This is a genomic window from Marivirga aurantiaca (assembly GCF_016679925.1).
Lineage (GTDB): Bacteria > Bacteroidota > Bacteroidia > Cytophagales > Cyclobacteriaceae > Marivirga > Marivirga aurantiaca.
In genome coordinates this window covers 153,952-174,561 of the sequence record NZ_JAEQBW010000008.1, presented here as the reverse complement: position 1 = coordinate 174,561, position 20,610 = coordinate 153,952, and the positions used below count along the sequence as shown (strand labels likewise).

The following is a 20,610-nucleotide window of genomic DNA, read 5'->3' as shown; positions in this document are numbered from 1 at the left end:
TTTGCTTGGTGTGAGACACGAACCACGGCTTTAGGTTTTTCTAACATAGTAGTATTTTTCAAGAGTGCCCTAACTACTCCACAGCTTCACCTTGTAGCTGTTTCTGATAAAGCTCAGCATATACTCCCCCTTTTTCCATGAGTTCCTGCTCAGTACCTTGTTCCACTATAGTGCCATCATCCAGCACGATTATATAATTGGCCAATTTAGCAGAGCTTACCCTGTGCGAAATAATTACGCTGGTACGTTGCTCCATGATGGATTTCAATGCATTCAGAATAGCATTTTCTGTTTTGGTATCAACAGCTGAAAGTGCATCATCCATGATCATAATTTTTGGATCACGTGCAATGGCCCTGGCAATGGACACTCTTTGTTTTTGCCCTCCGGACAAGGTAATCCCTCTTTCCCCCAACTGCGTATCGTACTTTAAAGGAAAGTCCATGATATTGTTATGCAAATCGGCATCCTTTGAAGCTTGCAATATCTGCTCTTCAGTAAGATCATTGGCTCCAAAAGCAATATTTCTCTTAATAGAATCTGAAAACAAAAAGACATCCTGCGGTACATAGCCAATTTGTCCTCTCAGGTTTTCCACGCTATACTCCTCTATAGGAATACTATCAATGGTGATTTTTCCTTCAGTGGGATCATACATTCGGCTAATTAAGCTGGCAATTGTACTCTTGCCAGACCCTGTAGTACCAATTACAGCTAAAGTCTCCCCTTTTTTCACTGAAAAGCTTACTTTCTTCAATGCTTTAATACCTGAATCGGGATAAGTAAAGCTGACATTCTCAAAAACAATATCACCATCAATTTCCTTTTCGAAATTTTTAGTGGAAACAATTTCAGTAGTGGTATTCAAAAACTCATTCACTCGCTTTTGAGAAGCGGCCGCTCGCTGAATAATACTTGTAACCCATCCAACAGAAGTCACCGGCCAGGTCAATAAATTCACATAAATAATAAACTCTGCAATATTACCAGCTGTCACGGAACCATTCATCACCTCTACCCCACCAATATAAACTACCAAAATAATACTTAGCCCTACCATTCCCATGATCAGAGGAAAGAAGAGCGCTTCCACAAAAGTGAGTTTTAAAGAACGGTTTTTATAATTATTTGCCTCTTTGGTGAAATTCTGCAACGAATCATCTTCCCTCACAAATGATTTCAATACCCGGATTCCTGAAAATGCTTCCTGCACCAAAGTAGAGAGTTGGGATTGGCTTTGCTGGATTTTTTCAGATCTTTTGTTCATTAAATTATTGACAAAATAGATGCTGATGGAAAGAAAAGGCAAAGGAATCAAAGAATACCAGGTAAGGGTGGCATTCACCGAAAACATAATAGGAATTACAATACAAAATAGCGTTACCAAATTAATGGAATACATAATGGCCGGTCCCAAATACATCCGAACCTTACTTACATCTTCGGAAATACGGTTCATAATATCACCGGTATTATTCCGCCTGTAAAAGCTTAAAGGAAGCTTCTGATAATGATTGTAGATTTCATTTTTCAGGTCATACTCTATCAAACGCGACATTACAATGATGGTCTGACGTACCAGGAACAGAAATACACCTCTCCCCAAAGCCAGCAAAATGATAAATCCACCATAAATAAAAATAGCCGAGGCAAAAATATCATAGAAGTTTTCCTGCAGAGAAAACCCCTCATACAGGCGATACATTTCAATATTTTCCTTCACCAAATTGAACGCATAACGTACCACCTGAGCCGGGAGCACAGCAAAAAAGTTCGACACTATCATAAAAAGAGTGCCTAACAGAAGGTGATATTTATATTTGAAAAGGTATTTATTTAAATATTTTAAATCCTTCATTTAATCATTTGTAGGTTTTGTTTTCCGAAGATCCGCATTTTAAGATTAAATTAGGCGATATTAGTAAATCTCTCTGAATAATCTCAAGTACAACGCCCAATTCATACTATAGTTTAGTGAAACTAGTGAGTAATGCTCTCTTGCTTACACAAATGTACAATGCTTGATTCATATGAAATAGTAGCAATGCAACTTTTGTCCAACAATGACTGCTTTTATCATAAATCACTCACTTATTACATATGAAGTCCTGACAATTTAATTGGTTGTTTTAGCCTTGTCCCAATAAATTGCAATACTTATTAAAATAGTAGTATCCTGCTAAAAAATTCGCATTCCGGGCAATTCCCCATTAAATCAAGCTAAAATCTTTCATCGAATAGTTAAAAATCTTCCGGAAGGTTTACTTCTTCAATACCTGCAATACCCGAAAGATTATTTTTTAAATAGTAGAAATGACCAATTTTTTATTCCAAAATAAAGCATACATACCCCATTAGTATTGGAATTCTACAATTTCCACTATGATTGATTAACTAAGAAAAATAAACTATTTTTGCATTACTTTTGAGTGAGATAAAAGATTTACTCAAGTAAAAACGACATATTTAAACCCTCTAAGCAATGGTAGAAGTTAATGAAGCACAAAATACCGAAGTATTTTCTTCTTTTAATGAAATTACAAAAATGGGTCATGAGCAAGTGGTTTACTGCTATGACGAACCTACAGGCTTAAAAGCCATTATTGCCATTCACAACACCGTATTAGGCCCCGCCTTAGGTGGCACCCGCATGTGGAGCTATGCTTCTGATCAGGAAGCATTAATTGATGTACTTCGTTTATCACGCGGAATGACTTATAAAGCAGCTATTTCAGGATTAAATCTTGGTGGTGGTAAAGCAGTCATTATTGGTGATTCGAAAAAACTAAAAAACGAAGCTTTCCTGAGAAGATTCGGCCGTTTTGTGGATAGTTTAAGTGGCAGATACATTACAGCTGAGGATATGAATATGAACACCTCTGACATGGTTCACTTATCTTATGAAACTGATCATGTAATGGGGCTTCCTGAATCAATGAACGGTAGTGGTGACCCTTCTCCTGTAACAGCTTATGGGGTTTATATGGGAATGAAAGCTACGGTAAACAAAGCTTACGGCATTGACAGTTTACAAGGAAAGAAAATATCAGTGCAGGGTGTTGGACAGGTAGGACATTACCTGGTAGATTATTTGATAAAAGAAGGAGCCCTGGTTACTATTACTGATATCAACGAAAGCAATATCAAAAGGGTAACTGACAAACATGATGTAACAGTTGTGAATCCTGAAATGATATATGATGTAGATGCTGACATATATGCACCTTGTGCAATGGGCGCCACATTAAATGATGACACAATAACCAGAATAAAAGCGAATGTGATAGTAGGAGCCGCTAACAACCAATTGAAAGATGAGGTGAAACACGGGAACCTATTAGCCAAGAAAGGCATTTATTATGCTCCTGACTTCCTGGTAAATGCAGGTGGAATCATCAATATCTTCCCGGAATTAATGGGAAATTATAATAAAGAGCTCGCTTTGGAGCAAACAGAAAAAATCTATGACAAATGCACAGAGATTTTAAACAAAGCTGAAAAAGAAAACATCACTCCCCATCAGGCGGCTTTGGAAATTGCCGATAAGCGAATTGCTGATATGGGGAAAGTAAAATTGGCTTACTAATTTCAAAAACATTAATTTTACAGAAGGAATAGTGATATTCCTTCTACTTACGTTCTTTTTATTACTGACTTATGCTAAACAGAAGATCTTTAAGAATAAAAGCCATGCAATCCTTGTATGCAGTTCAAAAATGTGAAGAAGCGGATTACGAATTGGCCAAATCTTTTATTGAAGATTATTTTGCCCCCGATTTGAATTCAATGGAGGTGCAAAATAAAGAGCAATTAAGCAGTAATGCCAAAGTTGCCAAAACGATTTTCAAGAATAACTACCAACACAATCACATAAAGGAGGAAACCGACAGCTCCCCTGAAATAAGAAAAGCGGTTAGCCAGGCCATTGACTATTATCAAAATATGGTGAAAAAAGACCATGTTTTTATTAAGAAAAATATGGTGGATGCCGTAGATACTCTACTTGAAAATTATTACTTGATCATCAAATTAACCACAGAATTTGCTGAATTGGCCAAAGAAGAAATTGAACTTCGTAAAAAAAGAATGGCTGAAACAGGCAAACAGGTATTTGAAAGTGAATTGAATTTATATAAAAACCAGGCCATTCAAATTTTTAAGGAGAATGAGGATTTACACAGGGAATATGTGAGACATGGCACCTCATGGGAAGATGAAAAAGTCAATGTCCGCCAATGGTATAGGGACATCCTTAGAAAGGAAGACTTCTATCAGGAGTACCTCATGAAGAACCACCCTACTTTTGAGGAAGATGTAGCCGTTATTGACCAAATTATAAAGCAGGTAGTATTTAAGAATGAAACACTTGCCAAGTATATGGAGGAAAAGGATTTGTACTGGGCAGAGAACAAATCAGCACTTAAATCCATGCTAAAGAAAACGCTAAAATCATTGAAAGAAGGTTCTGAGCATGTGGAACTAATAGAGCTATCGGCCAACTGGGAAGATGATAGTGATTTTTTCAAAAAGCTATTTGATCTAACCCTGGAAAACAATGAAGAATATGAAGAGTTGGTTTCAAAATATACAAAGAACTGGGCCACAGAAAGAATAGCTTCAATAGACATGATTATTCTAAAAATGGCAGTTTGTGAAATGATGAATTTCAGCAGTATCCCTGTAAAAGTGTCAATTAATGAGTATATTGATCTTTCAAAAAATTACAGTACGCAAAAGAGTAAAATATTTGTGAATGGGATGCTGGATAAAATCTCCGAAGAACTGGAAAGCCAGGGGAAAATCCGGAAAAGCGGAAGAGGCTTAATCGATAATAAATAATAAAATGATACCCTGATTCAAAATAAGGGAATTAAAAAGTTTTACTTATTGTATACTATTATCAGGTACTTAGTTTGTAACATTCTTAAGACACTCATATATTTACAAAATTAAAATTCAATCATTATGAGCAAAGGAGGTAGTAATTTATTAATGTTTATAGCAGGGGCTACAGTTGGTGCCGCAATTGGAATTTTGTATGCACCAGACAAGGGCATCAATACCAGGGATAAACTCTCTTACAGGCTGGGGAAATATAAGGAAATGCTTGAAGATTTATTGAATGACATATCAGACGGCAAGGAGCTTGGCTTAAGTGTAGCCAGAAGTGATGGTGAAAAAGTGATTAGCTCTGCCAAGTTAAAGGCCGAACAACTTTTAACAGATGTAGATGAACTACTTGGCCAGATCAAACAAAAGGAATCTGAATAATTAAATTGAATATTAAACAAGAAGTATCTTAAATTAAACAGTATAAAAATGAAGAAAATAGTTTATGCAATTTTATTTGTTGCAGGTGGCTTATACCTAAGCGCTTGCTCAAATGGAGACTTGGAGAAAAGAGTTACAGATTTAGAAAGAAGAATAGCTGCATTAGAGGGTAATGGCAACTCCACAGCAAATAATGCTCAACCAATCAACATTAATGACGCACATTCGGATGAAGCAGAGCATGCCAATGTTCCACAAGAGAAACCGGAAGGACCTCTACCTGCCATGACTTTTACTGAAAAAACTCATGATTTTGGTAATATCAAAGAAGGCGATGTAGTTACTAAAGTATTTACATTCAAAAACACAGGAGAAGCTCCTTTATTAATTTCAAATGCTTCTTCTTCATGCGGTTGTACTGTACCTTCCTATCCGAAAGATAAGCCAATTGCTCCGGGTGAATCAGGAGAAATTGAAGTAAAATACAATTCTCGTGGAAAGAAAAACCAGGACAGCAAAGTAGTAAGAATTACAGCCAATACCTGGCCTGCTACCAACAACTTAACAATCAAAGCTTTTGTAGAGCCTAAAGCTGAAGCTACAGAAGCAGGACCGGTAAAACAATAAAAACAGATACATGATAGAATTAATTTTTGCTCAAGCTACAACTGATGGTGGTGGTAATGCATGGATGAGTCAGCTCCTCCTTTTTGGTGGAATTATATTGATTTTTTACTTCTTTATGATCCGACCACAACAGAAAAAACAGAAAGATCACAAAAAGTTTGTGGAAGACATTAAAAAAGGTGATAATGTAGTAACAATTGGAGGAATGCACGGAAAAATCTTCAGTGTTGATGATGATAAAATCACTTTGGAGGTTGATAAAGGAATCAAGCTTACTTTTGAGAAATCTTCCATTTCGTTAGAACAAAGTAAAAAACTACAGGGCAAATAAGATTTGTAAGAATATTTGAAAATTATAGATAAAATATTGGATGGGCTGAGTAATACCTTTCTGCCCAACTCAAATGAAACTTTAAAAGTGGTAGTTTTGTGCATTGTCACAGCTACCACTTTTTGGTTTTTTAATGCCCTTAACGACAGCTATACTACCAGTATAAACTACCCCATCAAATTTACTTATCCTGATTCAGTATATGTTGCTGTAGAGGAATTACCGGAGGAGGTTCAAATTAATGTAACAGGAGGAGGTTGGAACCTGCTTAGAAAAACATTGTGGTTTACCAATGATCCGGTGGAAGTTCAACTATCAGATCCGGCCGGAAATAGTTTCATTTTAGGATCTTCCCTTTACCCACTGATTTCTGACCAGATAACAGAATTACAACTCAATTTTATTGAAACGGATCGGCTTCCAATTGAAATAGATTCCATTAAAACCAAAAAAGCCAAAATTGAAGTGGACAGCCTGGAAATTGACCTCAAAGAGAACTTTAGAATTACTTCTGTTATCAACACTTCCGTTGATTCGGCCGAATTTACTGGCCCCGAACGTTTTATAAAAACCATTCCTGATGTAATCCTGCTAAAAATCAACGAGACCGAAATCAGCAGGGACTATAAAAAAGAAAAAGAACTTCCTACTTTTGGCTCCAGCCTGGTGAATAGAAGGCCTGTTGAAGTAGAAATAAGCTTTACAGTGGAAAGGTTTATTAATCAGGAATTGATGATACCTTTCCAATTGACCAATGCACCATTAGATTCTGCCAATTATGTTTTTGATGACACCCTGGTTTATTTAAATTTCAATATAGAAGAAAAGCTTGCAGGTAAGTTTGACTTAGACAGCATTCAACTGGAAATTGATTACAGGAAAATGAGCAAAAGTGATTCCTTAGTATTACCTGAGATAAAAGCTTTGCCTCAACTCCTTAGAAATAAAACTATTGAAGTGGATTCAGTGGAATATTACTACCAGAGACAATGAAAAAGATTGGTATTACCGGAGGCATAGGTGCAGGTAAAAGCCTCATATGTAAAATATTTGAACTTTTAGGTATTCCCAATTATCCCGCTGATGCCAGGGCCAAATGGCTTCAGGAAAATGATCCTAAACTGGTTAGTCAAATCAAACAACACTTCGGAGCTGAAAGTTATTCTCCGGAGGGAACGCTCAACAGGAGCTATATAAGCAAAATAGTTTTTGGAAATGACGAGAAACTCAGAATACTTAACAAGCTGGTACACCCTGCTGTAGCCAATGATTTTTATAACTGGTGCATCCAACACTCAGACAAACCCTACATGCTAAAAGAAGCTGCATTGCTTTTTGAAACAGGCTCCTATAAACAATTGGACGCTACCATCAATGTACATGCCAGTCAGGAGATTCGGCTCGATCGCACTTTGGCCCGTGACCCTCAACGAAAAGAAGAGGAGGTGCTATCCATCATGAAAAAGCAAATGAGTGATGAGGAAAGGTTAAGAATGGCCGATTATGTTATCTTTAATGATGACAGCCAATCTGTCATAAAGCAGGTGGTAGAATTAAATCAAAAACTATCCATTTAAATCACTCCTTTCAGATTTAAGAAGAGCTTTCCTTTACCATGTGATCATTTATGAATGAGAAATAAATATTCCATTAACCATTGATAAATAATTTTAATAGATTGCAATATAATTCAAGATCAAAATGACTTTATATTTTCATTTTAGGAAGGGTTTAGTTTATTTTTATATTCTCTCTTCACATTAGCATACCCATGAAAAAATGGATATTTTACATATTCCTACTAATAAATATCCCCTTTGCTAAGGCGATAAATGATCCCACAGACAGCTTGCTTCATTTACTTGAAGGCACAGAAAATGAAACGGAAAGAACTGACATCCTGGTTAAAATTTGCCGGTTCAATAGGAATAATGATCCTGAGGTAATGAAATACTATGCAGATAAGCTCATGAAGCTTACCGACAACGATATTACCAGTATTTCATATGCCTGGGGAAATTATTTCATGGGCGAATTTTATTTTATCTATGATGATTTTCAACTCACAGAATCGTATTATTTAACAGCTTTTAAAGTATTCAACAATTTGAAAAATGATGCCGGAATTGCTGAGTCGGCTTATTCTTTAGCTAATATTTACTTTTATAGAGACAGGTACCGGTCGTCATTGAATTTCGCCAAAACCGCCCTGGATAGTTATTATAATACAGAGAATCTCTTACAGCAAGCGAACATCCTGGCGCTCATCTGTGATATTTATACCTATATGGAGAGTTATAATCAGGCTATTCAATATTGCATTCAATCTCTTCGGATAAAAGAGGGGCTCGACATTAAAAAAGGTACTGAAATTACCCTCAATACGATGGGCAATATTTATCAGGGGCTGGGCACACATCAAAAAGCAAAAGAGTACCTTTTCAATGCCCTGGAAATGGCACGGCACAACGGGGAACCCTACAATATCGCTACCACCTATAGCAATATTGGCAACTACTATTTGTCCAATAACCAAAATGATTCTGCTTTGAGCCATTTTAAAAAAGCTATGAGTATTGATTCCGTATCAGGAGATTCCAGTGGGCTGGCCTATTCCTACTTTGATATTGCAAAAGTATACCGTCAACAAAATGAGATTAAAATAGCTGAAACCTACTTATCGAAAGCACAAACCTTGGCAACTGAGCAGTCTATGCCGGAATTAACCGCCCGAATAGGATTGGAACTCGGGGATATTTACACTGATATTGAAGATTTCAAAAAAGCTATTACTGAATTAAAAAACAGTTTGGCCATTGCTCAAAGAATAAATTCGGAAGGCACTTTAAAAGATTGTTATCAAAAGCTGGCCAAGTACTATGACAAAGTAGGAGACAAGGATAATGCACTGGTTTATATGCGGTTATACATGCTGGAATCAGAAAAGAAATATCGTAAAGAAAACATCAAATCCATAGCTGAAATAGAAACACTCTACAATATTGACAAGAAAGAAAAAGAGATAGATTTGTTAAAAAAAGAAAATGACATCAAACAGCTTCAGGCAGAACAAAGAAAGTTTTTTCTGATTGCCCTTAGTTTTGGATCTTTCTTACTCCTAATTCTCATCATTATTCTCTACAGCAGAAATAAGCTAAAAACCAGAACCAATAAAGCATTACAAATACAAAATGAAGCTATTCAGAAACAGAAGGCTGAAATAGAATCGCAAAAAGAAGAATTGGGAGAAAAAAGTGAAATTTTAGAAGATAAAAACAAACAGATTACCGACAGCATCATTTATGCGCGTCAAATTCAGGAGTCATTGTTGCCTTCTACAAAGTTGATTAAACATGAATTCCCAAAATCTTTTGTCTATTACAAACCAAAAGATATAGTAAGTGGGGATTTCTATTGGAATGCAAGAGTAGAGAATAAAATAGCTGTTGCAGTAGTAGACTGTACCGGACATGGAGTTCCCGGTGCATTTATGACTGTTTTGGCCAATTCATTATTGAATCAGATTATAGTGGAAACAGGCATTTCCTCCCCCGATTTAGTGGTCTCTCTCCTGGATCAGAAAATTCAGCAAAGCCTCCACCAGCAACAATTCGGAAGCCTAAGTACAGATGGTCTGGACATAGGCTTGCTTTTTTTAGATTTAGGGAAAAACACCATAGAATTCACAGGGGCAAAAATACCTCTTTATATTGTGAGCAATGGACAGTTACAAACCATAAAGCCAGACAGAAATTCTGTTGGGAGTATCCAGCAAAGCAATAAGGCTTTTACCAAAAAACAACTTAAGATTGAAAAGGAAAGCATGATCTATATGAGTACAGACGGGTATCAGGATCAATTCGGAGGACCTCATGATAGAAAATTTATGAAACCTAACTTTTATAATTTCCTGAAGTCCATATACCACCTTCCCCCTGAAGAGCAAGAAGACAAGCTGGAAAGAACCTTTCAACAATGGAGGGGGACTAAACCACAAACAGATGATGTTTTGGTTTTGGGAATTAGGATTTAAACCTGTTTTTTGTTTTGATATAAATGTTAAAACTTATATCGATCCAGTAGCTTTTGCCCTTTCCGCTTTCTCCCAAACAGCAGATTGCCTTCCACTGACCAACCTAAAAAAACCCTGAAATACAGAGAGGTTCATAAATACGAAATAGAAGGGAATGAAGAAAACCTTAGGTGACCTCTCCATATTTTCAGTGAACTTTCCCATTAATGCAAAAGCGTAAAAAAGGCTCTGTGCCACCAATAAATAAATATATAACCCCTGTTGGTCAATCGCTAAATAAATATTTGATAAAAGAACTATCACCAGAAACATTGGAGCTAAAGTCCAGCGTAACACCCTATGGGAAACATACTGGAAGCTAAGCCAGCCATATTTAAAAATATTTAATAACGGCATGAAAAGCCAGACTGCCTGCAATCCTCCTGCCGATATCCTTACTTTTCTCTTCCTTTCTTCTGAGATGGAAGCCGATCCTCCTTCCACTGCATAGGCATCAGGCTCGTAAACAACTTTATAGCCTTTTTGTGCTACTTTAACTGAAACATAAAAATCTTCAATCAAGATACCATCAGGCACTTTTTCCATTAATTCCTTCCGAACAGAGAATAATTCCCCGGCTGCACCAACTACTGTTTTTAATTCCGCATCCCACTTCTTTAAGGCGGATTCATATTTCCAATAAGCACCTTCCCCTTCTCCTGCCCTATCCAATTCACCAATAGACTCCACTCGTTTTTCACCAGCAACAGCCCCTACATTCTCGTTTTTATAATGCCGTACAATCTTAAAAATAGCCTCTTTGTTGAGAAAGGTATTGGCATCGCAGAAAATCAGGATAGGGGAATCTAGCAGAGGTAAAACCCTGTTAATCGCTGCATTTTTACCTTTTCTTTCATGCGAATGAAATAACGTAAGACGTTCATCTTCTGCCACCATTCTTTCACTACCATCGGAAGTACCATCTGTAACAAAACAGATATTCAATTTATCAGCAGGGTAATCGAGAGATAGGGTGTTTTGGATTTTTTCTCTTAGGACTTCTCCCTCATTATAGCAGGCTATTATCAGGCTTACATAAGGGAGTTCATTTTCTTTAAAAAGCAGTGAAACAGAAGGCCGTATCATTCTCTTTAATTTAACCAACAAAAACAATAAGAGAGGATAACCAATATACGTGTAAGTTATTACTGCAATTCCTAACCAAAAAATTACTTCCATTTATTTAATTTTTTATTTTTTTCCTAAAAATTGTATTCAATATCCTAAAAAGCACGTAAGAATTATTGAACCATATTTTCTGACACAAAGAGGGAATACATTAGCTTTATATCATCATGTAATATTCTACAGGATTTATTTAAAAAATAAGATGTAAAAACTAATTTATTACTTTTTTCCGTCAGGCAATGCAACAATAAACTATGTCATTTTTGCTATTAAAGAACAAATCACTTTTTGTGCTTTTGTTGCCACTTTTTCTAGTATGTCAGGCAGCTCATAGCTCATTCGCTCAAACAGCTCCAGTATTTACAAGCACTCCTTTCACTGAATCTACCTATGGAACTACTTACGAATATAATATTGAAGTAGACGATGAGGAAGGAGATATTTTACAGGTGAGCCTGGATTCGGGTCCGCTACCTGATGGAGTTTCATTCGATTCATTCTTTAGTTCAGCAAGTATTTCAGGAATCCCTACAGAAACAGGAGATTTCCCTATTACATTGAGAGTGAGGGAATTATTCGACCCATCAAGCTTCAGTACGCAAAGCTTTACCATTACTGTTTCCAAAGCTATTTTAACAGTAACTGCTGATAATAAAAACATATCTTATGGAGAAGCTATCCCCACGCTAACTTTTAGCTATTCAGGATTTGTGAATGATGACACTGAAACCGATCTGGATACACCTCCAACAGCAAGTACTACCGCCAGCGCAGAAAGTGACGCAGGGGAATATCCTATCACTCTCTCAGGTGGTGCTGACGACAACTATACATTCAACTATGTTGATGCTACATTAACTATAGAAAAAATTGATCAGGAAATCACTTTTGATGCCATTAACGATAAAACCTATGGCGATGCTCCTTTTGAGTTATCAGCAAGTGCAAGTAGCGGGCTGCCGGTAAGCTTCTCCGTGATTTCAGGGAACGCCACTATTTCAGGAAATACATTATCTATTACAGGCACCGGGGATATGACTGTTCAAGCCTCTCAGGAAGGAAATGAGAATTATAATCCTGCCTCACCAAAGGAACAAACTTTTAACGTAGCCAGGGCTCCACTTACTGTATCAGCAGATGACAAAACAATTACATATGGTGACCCCATTCCCACACTTACATTTACTTACTCTGGCTTTGTCAATAATGAAGATGCCAGTCATCTGGATACAGCCCCTACTGCCAGTACTACAGCTACTCAGGATAGTAATATTGGGGATTACCCAATTACACTTTCAGGAGGTAACGACAATAATTACAGTTTCAATTATGAGCATGCTACATTAACTATAGAAAAAGTCAATCAAAATATCACTTTTGATCCCATCAATGACAAAACCTATGGGGATCCGGCATTTACCCTTTCTGCCAGTGCCAACACAGGGCTACCCATCACCTATTCTGTGATTTCAGGTAATGCCAGCATATCAGGAAATACATTAACTATTACCGGGGCAGGCGATATAACTGTTCAAGCCTCTCAAGAAGGAAATGAAAACTATAGCCCGGCTTCTGCCGAGCAAACATTTAACGTTGCCAAAGCCCCTTTGACAGTAACAGCTGATAATAAAACCATTCCCTATGGTACTGCTATTCCCACTCTTACTTTTACTTATTCAGGATTTCTTAATGAAGATGATGAAAGCGATTTGGATACGGCACCTACCATTAGTACGCAGGCCACTACCGATAGTGAAGCGGGAACCTACCCCATTACATTAAGTGGGGGGAACGATGAAAACTATACCTTCAATTATGTGAACGCTACTTTAACTATAGAAAAAGCCAATCAAACTATTACTTTTAATGCCATTAGTGACAAAACCTATGGGGATGAACCATTCACTTTATCTGCAAGCGCCACTAGTGGTTTGCCGGTAAGCTTCTCTATTGTATCCGGGAATGCTTCCATTTCGGGAAATACCCTGACCATTAGCGGAGCTGGGAATGTAACAGTGAAAGCTTCCCAACCCGGCAATGAGAATTATCATGCCGCGCCTGTGGTAGAAAGATCATTCACCGTTCACAAAGCGGAAGTAAGCATCACCATTACAGGGCTTCTACAGAATTATGATGGCTCTCCCAAGGAAGTAACAGTTTCCACTTCTCCTGAAGGACTCTCTTATACTACCACTTATGATGGAAGTACTCAGGCACCTTCTGCAAGTGGAGAATATCAAGTAGAGGTCAATATAAACGAAACCAATTATACAGGTACTAAAACCGCTATATTAATCATTAATAGTGCACCTGTAAGCTCAGGAATAGAAGATCTAGAATTCCCGGAAGATAGCGATCCAATACAAATTGATTTCCTTGATTATTTTAGTGATACCGAAGATGAAGATAGTGAACTAGTATTTGAAATAATTTCAAATACTGCACCTGAATTGTTTAGCGAGTTTTCATTGACAGGAAGTCTACTCACCTTAAGCGTTGAACCCAATATAAGTGGCACATCTAACATTACTGTAAGAGCAACGGATAGTAATGGAATGTTTACGAACGAAACATTCAGCCTAATTATTACTCCAGTACAGGATCCCCCGATATTTACCAGTGAACCTGTAACTGAGGTTTTACAAGATGAGCTATATAGTTATGAAATAGAGGCTATAGATTATGATGAGGGAGATATACTGACAATCACAAATATTATTTCCTTGCCGACATGGCTAAACCTCACTGACAATGGCGATGGAACGGCCCTGCTTTCCGGAACACCAGGCAATAACCAAGTGGGCAGCTATGGGATTGCCTTGAAGGTAAGCGATGATAAAAACAATACCGATGAACAATTTTTTGATATTGAGGTAATTGATGTCAATGACCCTCCTGTTTTCACCAGTACACCTGTCACCCAGGCAACTGTAAATGTTCAATATACTTATCATATAACTACCAATGATATTGACCAAAACGATGAAGTTTCCCTCACAATTCTAGAGAAACCTTCCTGGTTAAACTTTACAGATTTGGAAAATGGCAGTGGCCGACTACAGGGAACTCCGCGAAATAGTGATAGGGCAGCATCCCGCTCTGTGAGGATATTGGCTGAAGATCTTGAAGGGGCAAGTGCGGAGCAATCCTTTACTATTGAAGTAGATTTTCCCAATAGGGCACCGGAATTTACCTCCACCCCTGTTACTTCTGCCACGCAAGATCAGGAATATCTGTATGAAATAACGGTAACCGATCCTGATGATGATGAGGTAAGTATAAACCTACTGGCAGCTCCTGACTGGCTTACATTTGAAACTGAGGGGAACACCGCTTCTCTTTCAGGAATTCCAACTAACCAGGATGTGGGAAGCTATACTGTCGTTTTGGAGGCAGAAGATTTCTTGGGGCTAAAAGTTACCCAAAATTTCACGATCACTGTTGAAAACGTAAATGATCCACCAATAATCACCTCGGAGCCGGCTACTTCGGCCATTCAAAATATCTTATATGAATATGTCATCACTGTGGAAGACCCTGATGAAGATGATGAGATAACCATCAGCGTAATTCAAAAACCTGAATGGCTTAATTTTGATGGTAATTTTACGTTGAGTGGGACTCCAAGTGTCGCTGATGTGGAAAACAGCCCTTTCATGGTAGAACTCATAGCGGAAGATTCAGAAGGAGCCAGTGATAATCAATCATTTGAAATTACTGTGCGCAATGAAAATCTACCTCCAACTATTGACCCTATTCCAGATACTGACCCAATCATGGAGGATACTCCTGATGAATTTACCATCCCGTTAACAGGTATTAGTACTGGAGGAGAAAGCAATCAACAGATAAGTATCACCGCAAGCACTGATTTCCCCGGGCTCTTTGAGTCCCTTTCGGTAGACTATACATCTCCTGGGTCAAATGGAGTCCTGAAATATACCATAATGCCTGATTCTTTTGGTATTGCTACTGTGACTGTGCATCTGCAAGATGATGGGCCTGAAGATATAAATTTCACAGAAGAGACTTTCAAAGTGACAGTCTCAGCTGTTAATGATGCTCCTGAATTCACATCAGATCCTGTGGAAAGAGCATTAGCTGGAACCAATTATTCCTATGAGATCACAGGCAGGGATGCAGATCCTAACGATGTGCTTGTTATTGAAGCTTTGTCAGCCCCGTCATGGCTTAACTTTACTGATAATGGTAATGGCACAGCTATTTTGGAGGGGCAGGTGCCGGTAGATGCCAGTGATGAAGATATTGCTTTACGAATCACTGATTCACAAGGCGAATTTGCTGAACAAAATTATCGTCTTAGAATGAACCAGGCCCCAACTGTGGATGATATCTATATTACTATGCAAGAGGACAGCCCTTATGAATTTGGTATTTCAGAATTGAAGCAATCCTTTTATGATGCTGATGATGACAATTTAGAAACCATCAAGTTCAACTGGAGCAGAGGGACCATTCAAAGCAACGGACAAAATATTGAGCCTGGCCAGGAAATAGACTTTTCAACAGACCCCTCCATTCAATATATTCCTCCTTCCAATTTCTTTGGAGAAATAACGCTACAGTGGTCTGCCAGTGATGGCTATCAATTTTCGGAAGAGGCTGATATCTTTATCAAAATAGATTCAGTAAATGATGCGCCCGTGCTTTCCAATATTGAAACCAGTATTATTGATTATATCCAGGGGTCGGATCCCATCAAATTAACTGAAACTATTACCGTAACAGATGTTGACGACCAATTTATTGATAGTGCCTTTGTTCAAATTACAGAAAATTATAATCCTGAGGAAGACCGAATCTCCATGACAGAAGAGAGCGAGCAGGTAATTAGTGGTAGTTTTGATAGGGAAAGTGGAGTGTACCTATTGACAGGAAAGGCTACCAAATCTGCCTATGAAACTGCTTTAAGACAAGTAACCTACGAGAACGTAAATCCTCTGACTTCTGATGAAGCTATTAAAAGCCTCAGCATCAAAGTATCCGATGGCCTATTACATAGCGAGCCGGTAAGCAGGGAATTACAAATAATCAATGTGCTACCGGAATTGGATATAGTAAATGCATTTACCCCTGATGGGAATGGTGTAAATGATACCTGGGATTTCGTTAACCTGGAATTATTTGAACAGGTGAAAATATCAGTTTTCAACAATAACGGTATGCTCCTGTACAACTGCTCCTCCAGGGAATGTGAATGGGACGGCACCTACAAAGGTGAATTATTACCGGCAGGTACTTATTTCTATTTAATTGATTTAAACAATGGAAGACGTAAATATGAGGGTACTGTTACTATTTTAAAATAATATAAACAGGACAATCGAATTTTCACAGGTACCATTTGATAAAAAGAAAAAGAATAATAAAATGAAAATAGTAATACTTTTTTTATTGATCACTTTGAGTTTTGCCCTCCAGGGGCAGGATTTGCTTTCCCGTACGCAAATATTCCATGCTATTGAGTGGCAACACCCGGCCATGGCAGGTGTACAGGACAAAATCTCTGCCGATCTAATGTACAGGCAAGCTTTGAACAGTTATGGAAAAGAATCAGGCTATTATCAGGCAGGATTGTTTTATCCGATTAAAAAAGGCCGGGGGAATATGGCCGAAAGATCTGGTTTTAAAATTAGTAATCCAGCCAAGGCCAGGGCGTTGTACCGCTCCACAAAAGCGCGCAGAAAACAAGGAATAGGAATGCAACTCAATGCCATTAAATTGGGTCCGCTAGACAGAAAAGAGGTGAAGGCATTTTATGCCTATCATTTGCCTGTATCCTACAATTTCACAGTTAGCCTCGGTAGCAGTTTGAAATTGCAGCAAAACATGATTGGCTTTGAAAATTTGACTGTAAGGGATGAAGTAAATGACGATTTTTATCAACAAATAATCAATTCTTCAGCAGGAAAACAATCTAATTTACAATTTGATATTGGGGCTGCACTATACAATCCGGAATATTACTTCACCTTTACGGCAAAATCCCTTTTTATAACCGAACTGCAAAACAATGAAGTATTGGAATATTTGAAAGATTGTACTTCCTATAGTTTTCTGGCCGGCTATAAATGGATCATTCATCCGGATTTTTCGCTTATGCCCAATGCTGAAATAAATTATTTTTCCACCTATGGCATGCAATATAAAGGAGCCTTAAGGTTTAAATATAAAGAGCTGATTTATTTAGGTGCAGGTTTGCATTATGATCTAAAATATTCAGCTTTATTGGGAGTCAATATTCCGGGCAATGTATTTCTACACTACTCGTATGATTACTATACAGGTTTTATCCGGGAGTTCGCTAATGGAGTACACGAAGTTAGCTTAAGCTATCTTTTCAATAATAAAAATGCTAGTACACCTTTTACATGGTAAAGAATATTTCACTTTTATTTGTATGTCAATTGTTTCTGTGGGTAAATGTGCCATCCTTTGCACAAACTACTATTAAGTCTGTTACGCGCCTATCTGATAAGCTTAACTCAAATGCAGAAGAAATAATGCCATTGCTAAGTAGTACAGGTGACACGTTATTTTTCGCCAGGGTTTTCTACCCAGATAATGAAGGAGGCGTGTACAGTGGATCCGATATTTGGTACAGCACATTTAATCATTCCAAAATGGAGTGGGGTGCACCGTCAAATAATCTCCGGGGATGGAATGACAAAAGAAATAATTTTATTGTAGGAACCAGCTGGAATAGTTCCATCATCTACCTCAACCATCCTAAAAGCCCTGAAAAAGGTATTCAATTTGTAAAATATGCCTATAACAAATGGACAAATCCTGAAACCATCCCCGTAGAGGGACTTCCTTCCAGTGGCTACCAGGGTTTGTTCGTCTCCCCGGATTATGAAGCAATGATAGTTTCAATGCAAGGTAAAAACAGTTTAGGAGAGGAGGATCTATATGTTATTTTGAAAGATGAAAAGGGCAAATGGGGAAACCCAATTAACCTCGGCTCGTCCATTAACACGAGTAGTTCTGAAATATCACCTTTTTTGTCTTTGGACAAAAACACCTTATACTTTGCAAGCCAGGGGCATGGTGGTTTTGGAGATATGGATATATTTATGGCTAAACGGCTCTACAATAGTTGGAATGTTTGGTCAAAGCCCGAAAATTTGGGCAAAGAAATAAATTCTGAAGCCTTTGATGCCTACTATAGCCAATATGGTGACAGCATTGCCTTTTTCAGTAGTAATCGTGAGGGAGATTTGGCAGATATTTTTGAAGTGAGAATGGAGAAACCTGTAATATCCGGGAGCAACAACATTATGCGGGTAGCAAGTGGAAGTGAAGTATCCGGAAGAAATTATCTGTCACAAGAAACAGTAAAGGAGATCTTCGGATACCATGTTATTCCATCTATTGAATTAAGCCAAGACGAATCCATTCAGGATAATCCAATGGCCGGAGAGCTTATTTGGCACTTTGTCAATAAATTCAAAGCCAATCCAGATGTAAAGCTTACTATCAAGGTATTTGTACTAAAAGATATGACTTCCGAAAAGATGGTCATTGAGTCTTCACGAATAGCAAAATATATTGCCTCAGAAATGGAGAAATTGGGGATTGAAGGTAACAGAATACAGTACGATGGTGTATCGATTGGAAATATGAATCAAACAAATGAACTAGCTTTTCAAGTACAGTTCTCATTTTTTAAATAAAAGCATGAAATGAGCATAAATATTCGAGGGAGAATCCCGATAGCCCCGATAGCTATCGGGGTGACCAACCGCCAGATGAATATTTATCGCGAATTCTCCCGAAGGGATCCCTTTGGGGCATATGATAATCAAAAACAAATTATACACACATGAAATTATATACACATGAAATGAGCGTAAATTTTAGAATCCTTAACATACCAACCAAGGATGAATAAAATTTATTGAATTCCATGTGACTAATGGAAATATAACATATACACATGAAAGAAAGAGTATATTTTGTTGATTTTGTACGAAGCTATGCCATTTTTCTGGCACTTTTTGATCACTCCCTGAATGATTTTAATATTTGGGCAAACTATAGTTTTGAACAATATGCCGTAGTAAAACTTTTTACTACCTCAGCTACTCCTACTTTCCTGTTTTTGTTTGGGATGATGCTGGAGCTGGTTTATCTTAAAAGGTTAAGAAAAGTAGGGTTGCCCTCCATTAAACCCAAACTATATAAAAGAAGCTTTCAATGTTATTTAGGGTTTATCCTCACCTCACTAGCAGGTTTAATAGGTGGCTACCTTACTATAAAAGGAGCAATAGGAACTACTTTCTTTGCAGTGAACAATCATTATGGGAATATCCTCAAAATTTATTGTGTAATGATACTTTTGGCTATCCCTCTTCTGCTGCTGAGAAATAAATATGGGATATGGTTCATTGTAGTGCTATGTTGTTCCTACTGGCTAACGTATCCTTTTACAAGTCAAATGGAAATACAGCATGGAAATATAGCTATTTTCATGTCCTCCATATTTGGCATAGGCGGTAGTGGTGGACCTAGTGTATTTCACTCTCTTTCTATAGTCTCTATTGGAATGCTATCTGCCAGTTTTATTGATTTTGAACACAAATGGAAGTTTCAAAGGATTAATTTCTACCTTTTGCTCATATTGCTAAGTTTAATTGCTGTTGTGATCTACACAACTCCCTGGGATGAACTACTAAACAATTATTTCACTAATACTTATCGTAACAACAATCACCCAATATATTATCTGGTAGCCTTATCTCTTGCGGTAATCCATGTATTGTTTTTTTCTTCTGTTATTCCGTTGGGTATCAAACTAAAACCATGGACAAGATATTTGATGGTGTTTGGAAGAAATTCCTTAAGTGCTTTCACTATTGGCAATATTATTCTCAATTTAATTTTTAAAAGAATTGAGGATTATTCTTTCAATTTGTTTGCTCCCCTGCTATTTATCTTTTTTGTATACATTATTTTATTTTTCTATGAAAAATTTGAATCTCGTAAAGAGTTGAAAACAGGGGCATATAATACATAAAAGCTTCATTTTAGTCAGGGATTCAAAGGGCTTTTAAATCCAAATGCAATAAAATTTTAATATTGGGTTGTAGCTTTGTAATTTGTTCATTTGAAAAACTGTTAGAATGAAAATGACTACTTTAATAGAACTATCGTTATA

The 20,610-nt window shown here is 37.4% G+C and carries 14 protein-coding genes; 12 read left to right on the top strand and 2 right to left on the bottom strand.

Annotation, left to right across the window (positions count from 1 at the left end; translation table 11 throughout):
• Positions 1–73: 73 nt before the first annotated feature.
• Positions 74–1,858, bottom strand: a complete 1,785-nt coding sequence (locus JKA74_RS15990; protein ID WP_201432228.1) for an ABC transporter ATP-binding protein — start codon at positions 1,856–1,858, stop codon at positions 74–76.
• A gap of 624 nt (positions 1,859–2,482) precedes the next feature.
• Here JKA74_RS15990 and JKA74_RS15985 point away from each other — a divergent pair.
• The 8 genes from JKA74_RS15985 (at position 2,483) to JKA74_RS15950 (ending at position 10,262) form a co-directional block, all read left to right on the top strand.
• A complete protein-coding gene (locus JKA74_RS15985) occupies positions 2,483–3,586 on the top strand; it encodes a Glu/Leu/Phe/Val family dehydrogenase (protein ID WP_201432227.1) in 1,104 nt (367 codons plus the stop codon).
• 71 nt (positions 3,587–3,657) lie between these two features.
• Positions 3,658–4,839, top strand: coding sequence for a transcription antitermination factor NusB (gene nusB / locus JKA74_RS15980; protein ID WP_201432226.1), 1,182 nt, complete (start codon positions 3,658–3,660; stop codon positions 4,837–4,839).
• 126 nt (positions 4,840–4,965) lie between these two features.
• Positions 4,966–5,271, top strand: coding sequence for a YtxH domain-containing protein (locus tag JKA74_RS15975; RefSeq protein WP_201432225.1), 306 nt, complete (start codon positions 4,966–4,968; stop codon positions 5,269–5,271).
• 48 nt (positions 5,272–5,319) lie between these two features.
• Positions 5,320–5,898, top strand: a complete 579-nt coding sequence (locus JKA74_RS15970) for a DUF1573 domain-containing protein (RefSeq protein WP_201432224.1) — start codon at positions 5,320–5,322, stop codon at positions 5,896–5,898.
• Between the two features lie 10 nt (positions 5,899–5,908).
• Entirely contained in the window at positions 5,909–6,229 is a 321-nt protein-coding gene (gene yajC / locus JKA74_RS15965) for a preprotein translocase subunit YajC (protein ID WP_201432223.1), read from the top strand.
• Between the two features lie 15 nt (positions 6,230–6,244).
• Positions 6,245–7,222, top strand: coding sequence for a YbbR-like domain-containing protein (locus JKA74_RS15960; protein ID WP_201432222.1), 978 nt, complete (start codon positions 6,245–6,247; stop codon positions 7,220–7,222).
• The gene (gene coaE / locus JKA74_RS15955; protein ID WP_201432221.1) at positions 7,219–7,806 is read left to right on the top strand and encodes a dephospho-CoA kinase; all 588 of its coding nucleotides are present in this window, start codon (positions 7,219–7,221) and stop codon (positions 7,804–7,806) included. The genes JKA74_RS15960 and coaE overlap by 4 nt, the downstream gene beginning before the upstream one ends.
• Before the next feature lie 194 nt (positions 7,807–8,000).
• Entirely contained in the window at positions 8,001–10,262 is a 2,262-nt protein-coding gene (locus tag JKA74_RS15950) for a tetratricopeptide repeat protein (protein WP_201432220.1), read from the top strand.
• A 33-nt stretch (positions 10,263–10,295) separates the two neighbouring features.
• On the opposite strand, the gene JKA74_RS15945 is transcribed toward JKA74_RS15950, so the two are convergent.
• Positions 10,296–11,480 (bottom strand): glycosyltransferase family 2 protein, encoded by a 1,185-nt coding sequence (locus JKA74_RS15945; protein WP_201432219.1) that lies wholly within the window; start codon positions 11,478–11,480, stop codon positions 10,296–10,298.
• Positions 11,481–11,683: 203 nt separating this feature from the next.
• Between JKA74_RS15945 and JKA74_RS15940 the strand changes: the two genes are divergently transcribed.
• The 4 genes from JKA74_RS15940 (at position 11,684) to opgC (ending at position 20,469) form a co-directional block, all read left to right on the top strand.
• Entirely contained in the window at positions 11,684–16,759 is a 5,076-nt protein-coding gene (locus tag JKA74_RS15940; protein WP_201432218.1) for an MBG domain-containing protein, read from the top strand.
• Between the two features lie 61 nt (positions 16,760–16,820).
• A complete protein-coding gene (locus JKA74_RS15935) occupies positions 16,821–17,828 on the top strand; it encodes a PorP/SprF family type IX secretion system membrane protein (RefSeq protein WP_201432217.1) in 1,008 nt (335 codons plus the stop codon).
• Positions 17,822–19,126: a PD40 domain-containing protein gene (locus JKA74_RS15930; protein ID WP_201432216.1), complete on the top strand. Its 1,305-nt coding sequence runs from the start codon at positions 17,822–17,824 to the stop codon at positions 19,124–19,126. The genes JKA74_RS15935 and JKA74_RS15930 overlap by 7 nt, the downstream gene beginning before the upstream one ends.
• Positions 19,127–19,389: 263 nt before the next feature.
• Positions 19,390–20,469, top strand: coding sequence for an OpgC domain-containing protein (gene opgC / locus JKA74_RS15925; RefSeq protein ID WP_201432215.1), 1,080 nt, complete (start codon positions 19,390–19,392; stop codon positions 20,467–20,469).
• The last annotated feature ends 141 nt before the right edge of the window (positions 20,470–20,610 follow it).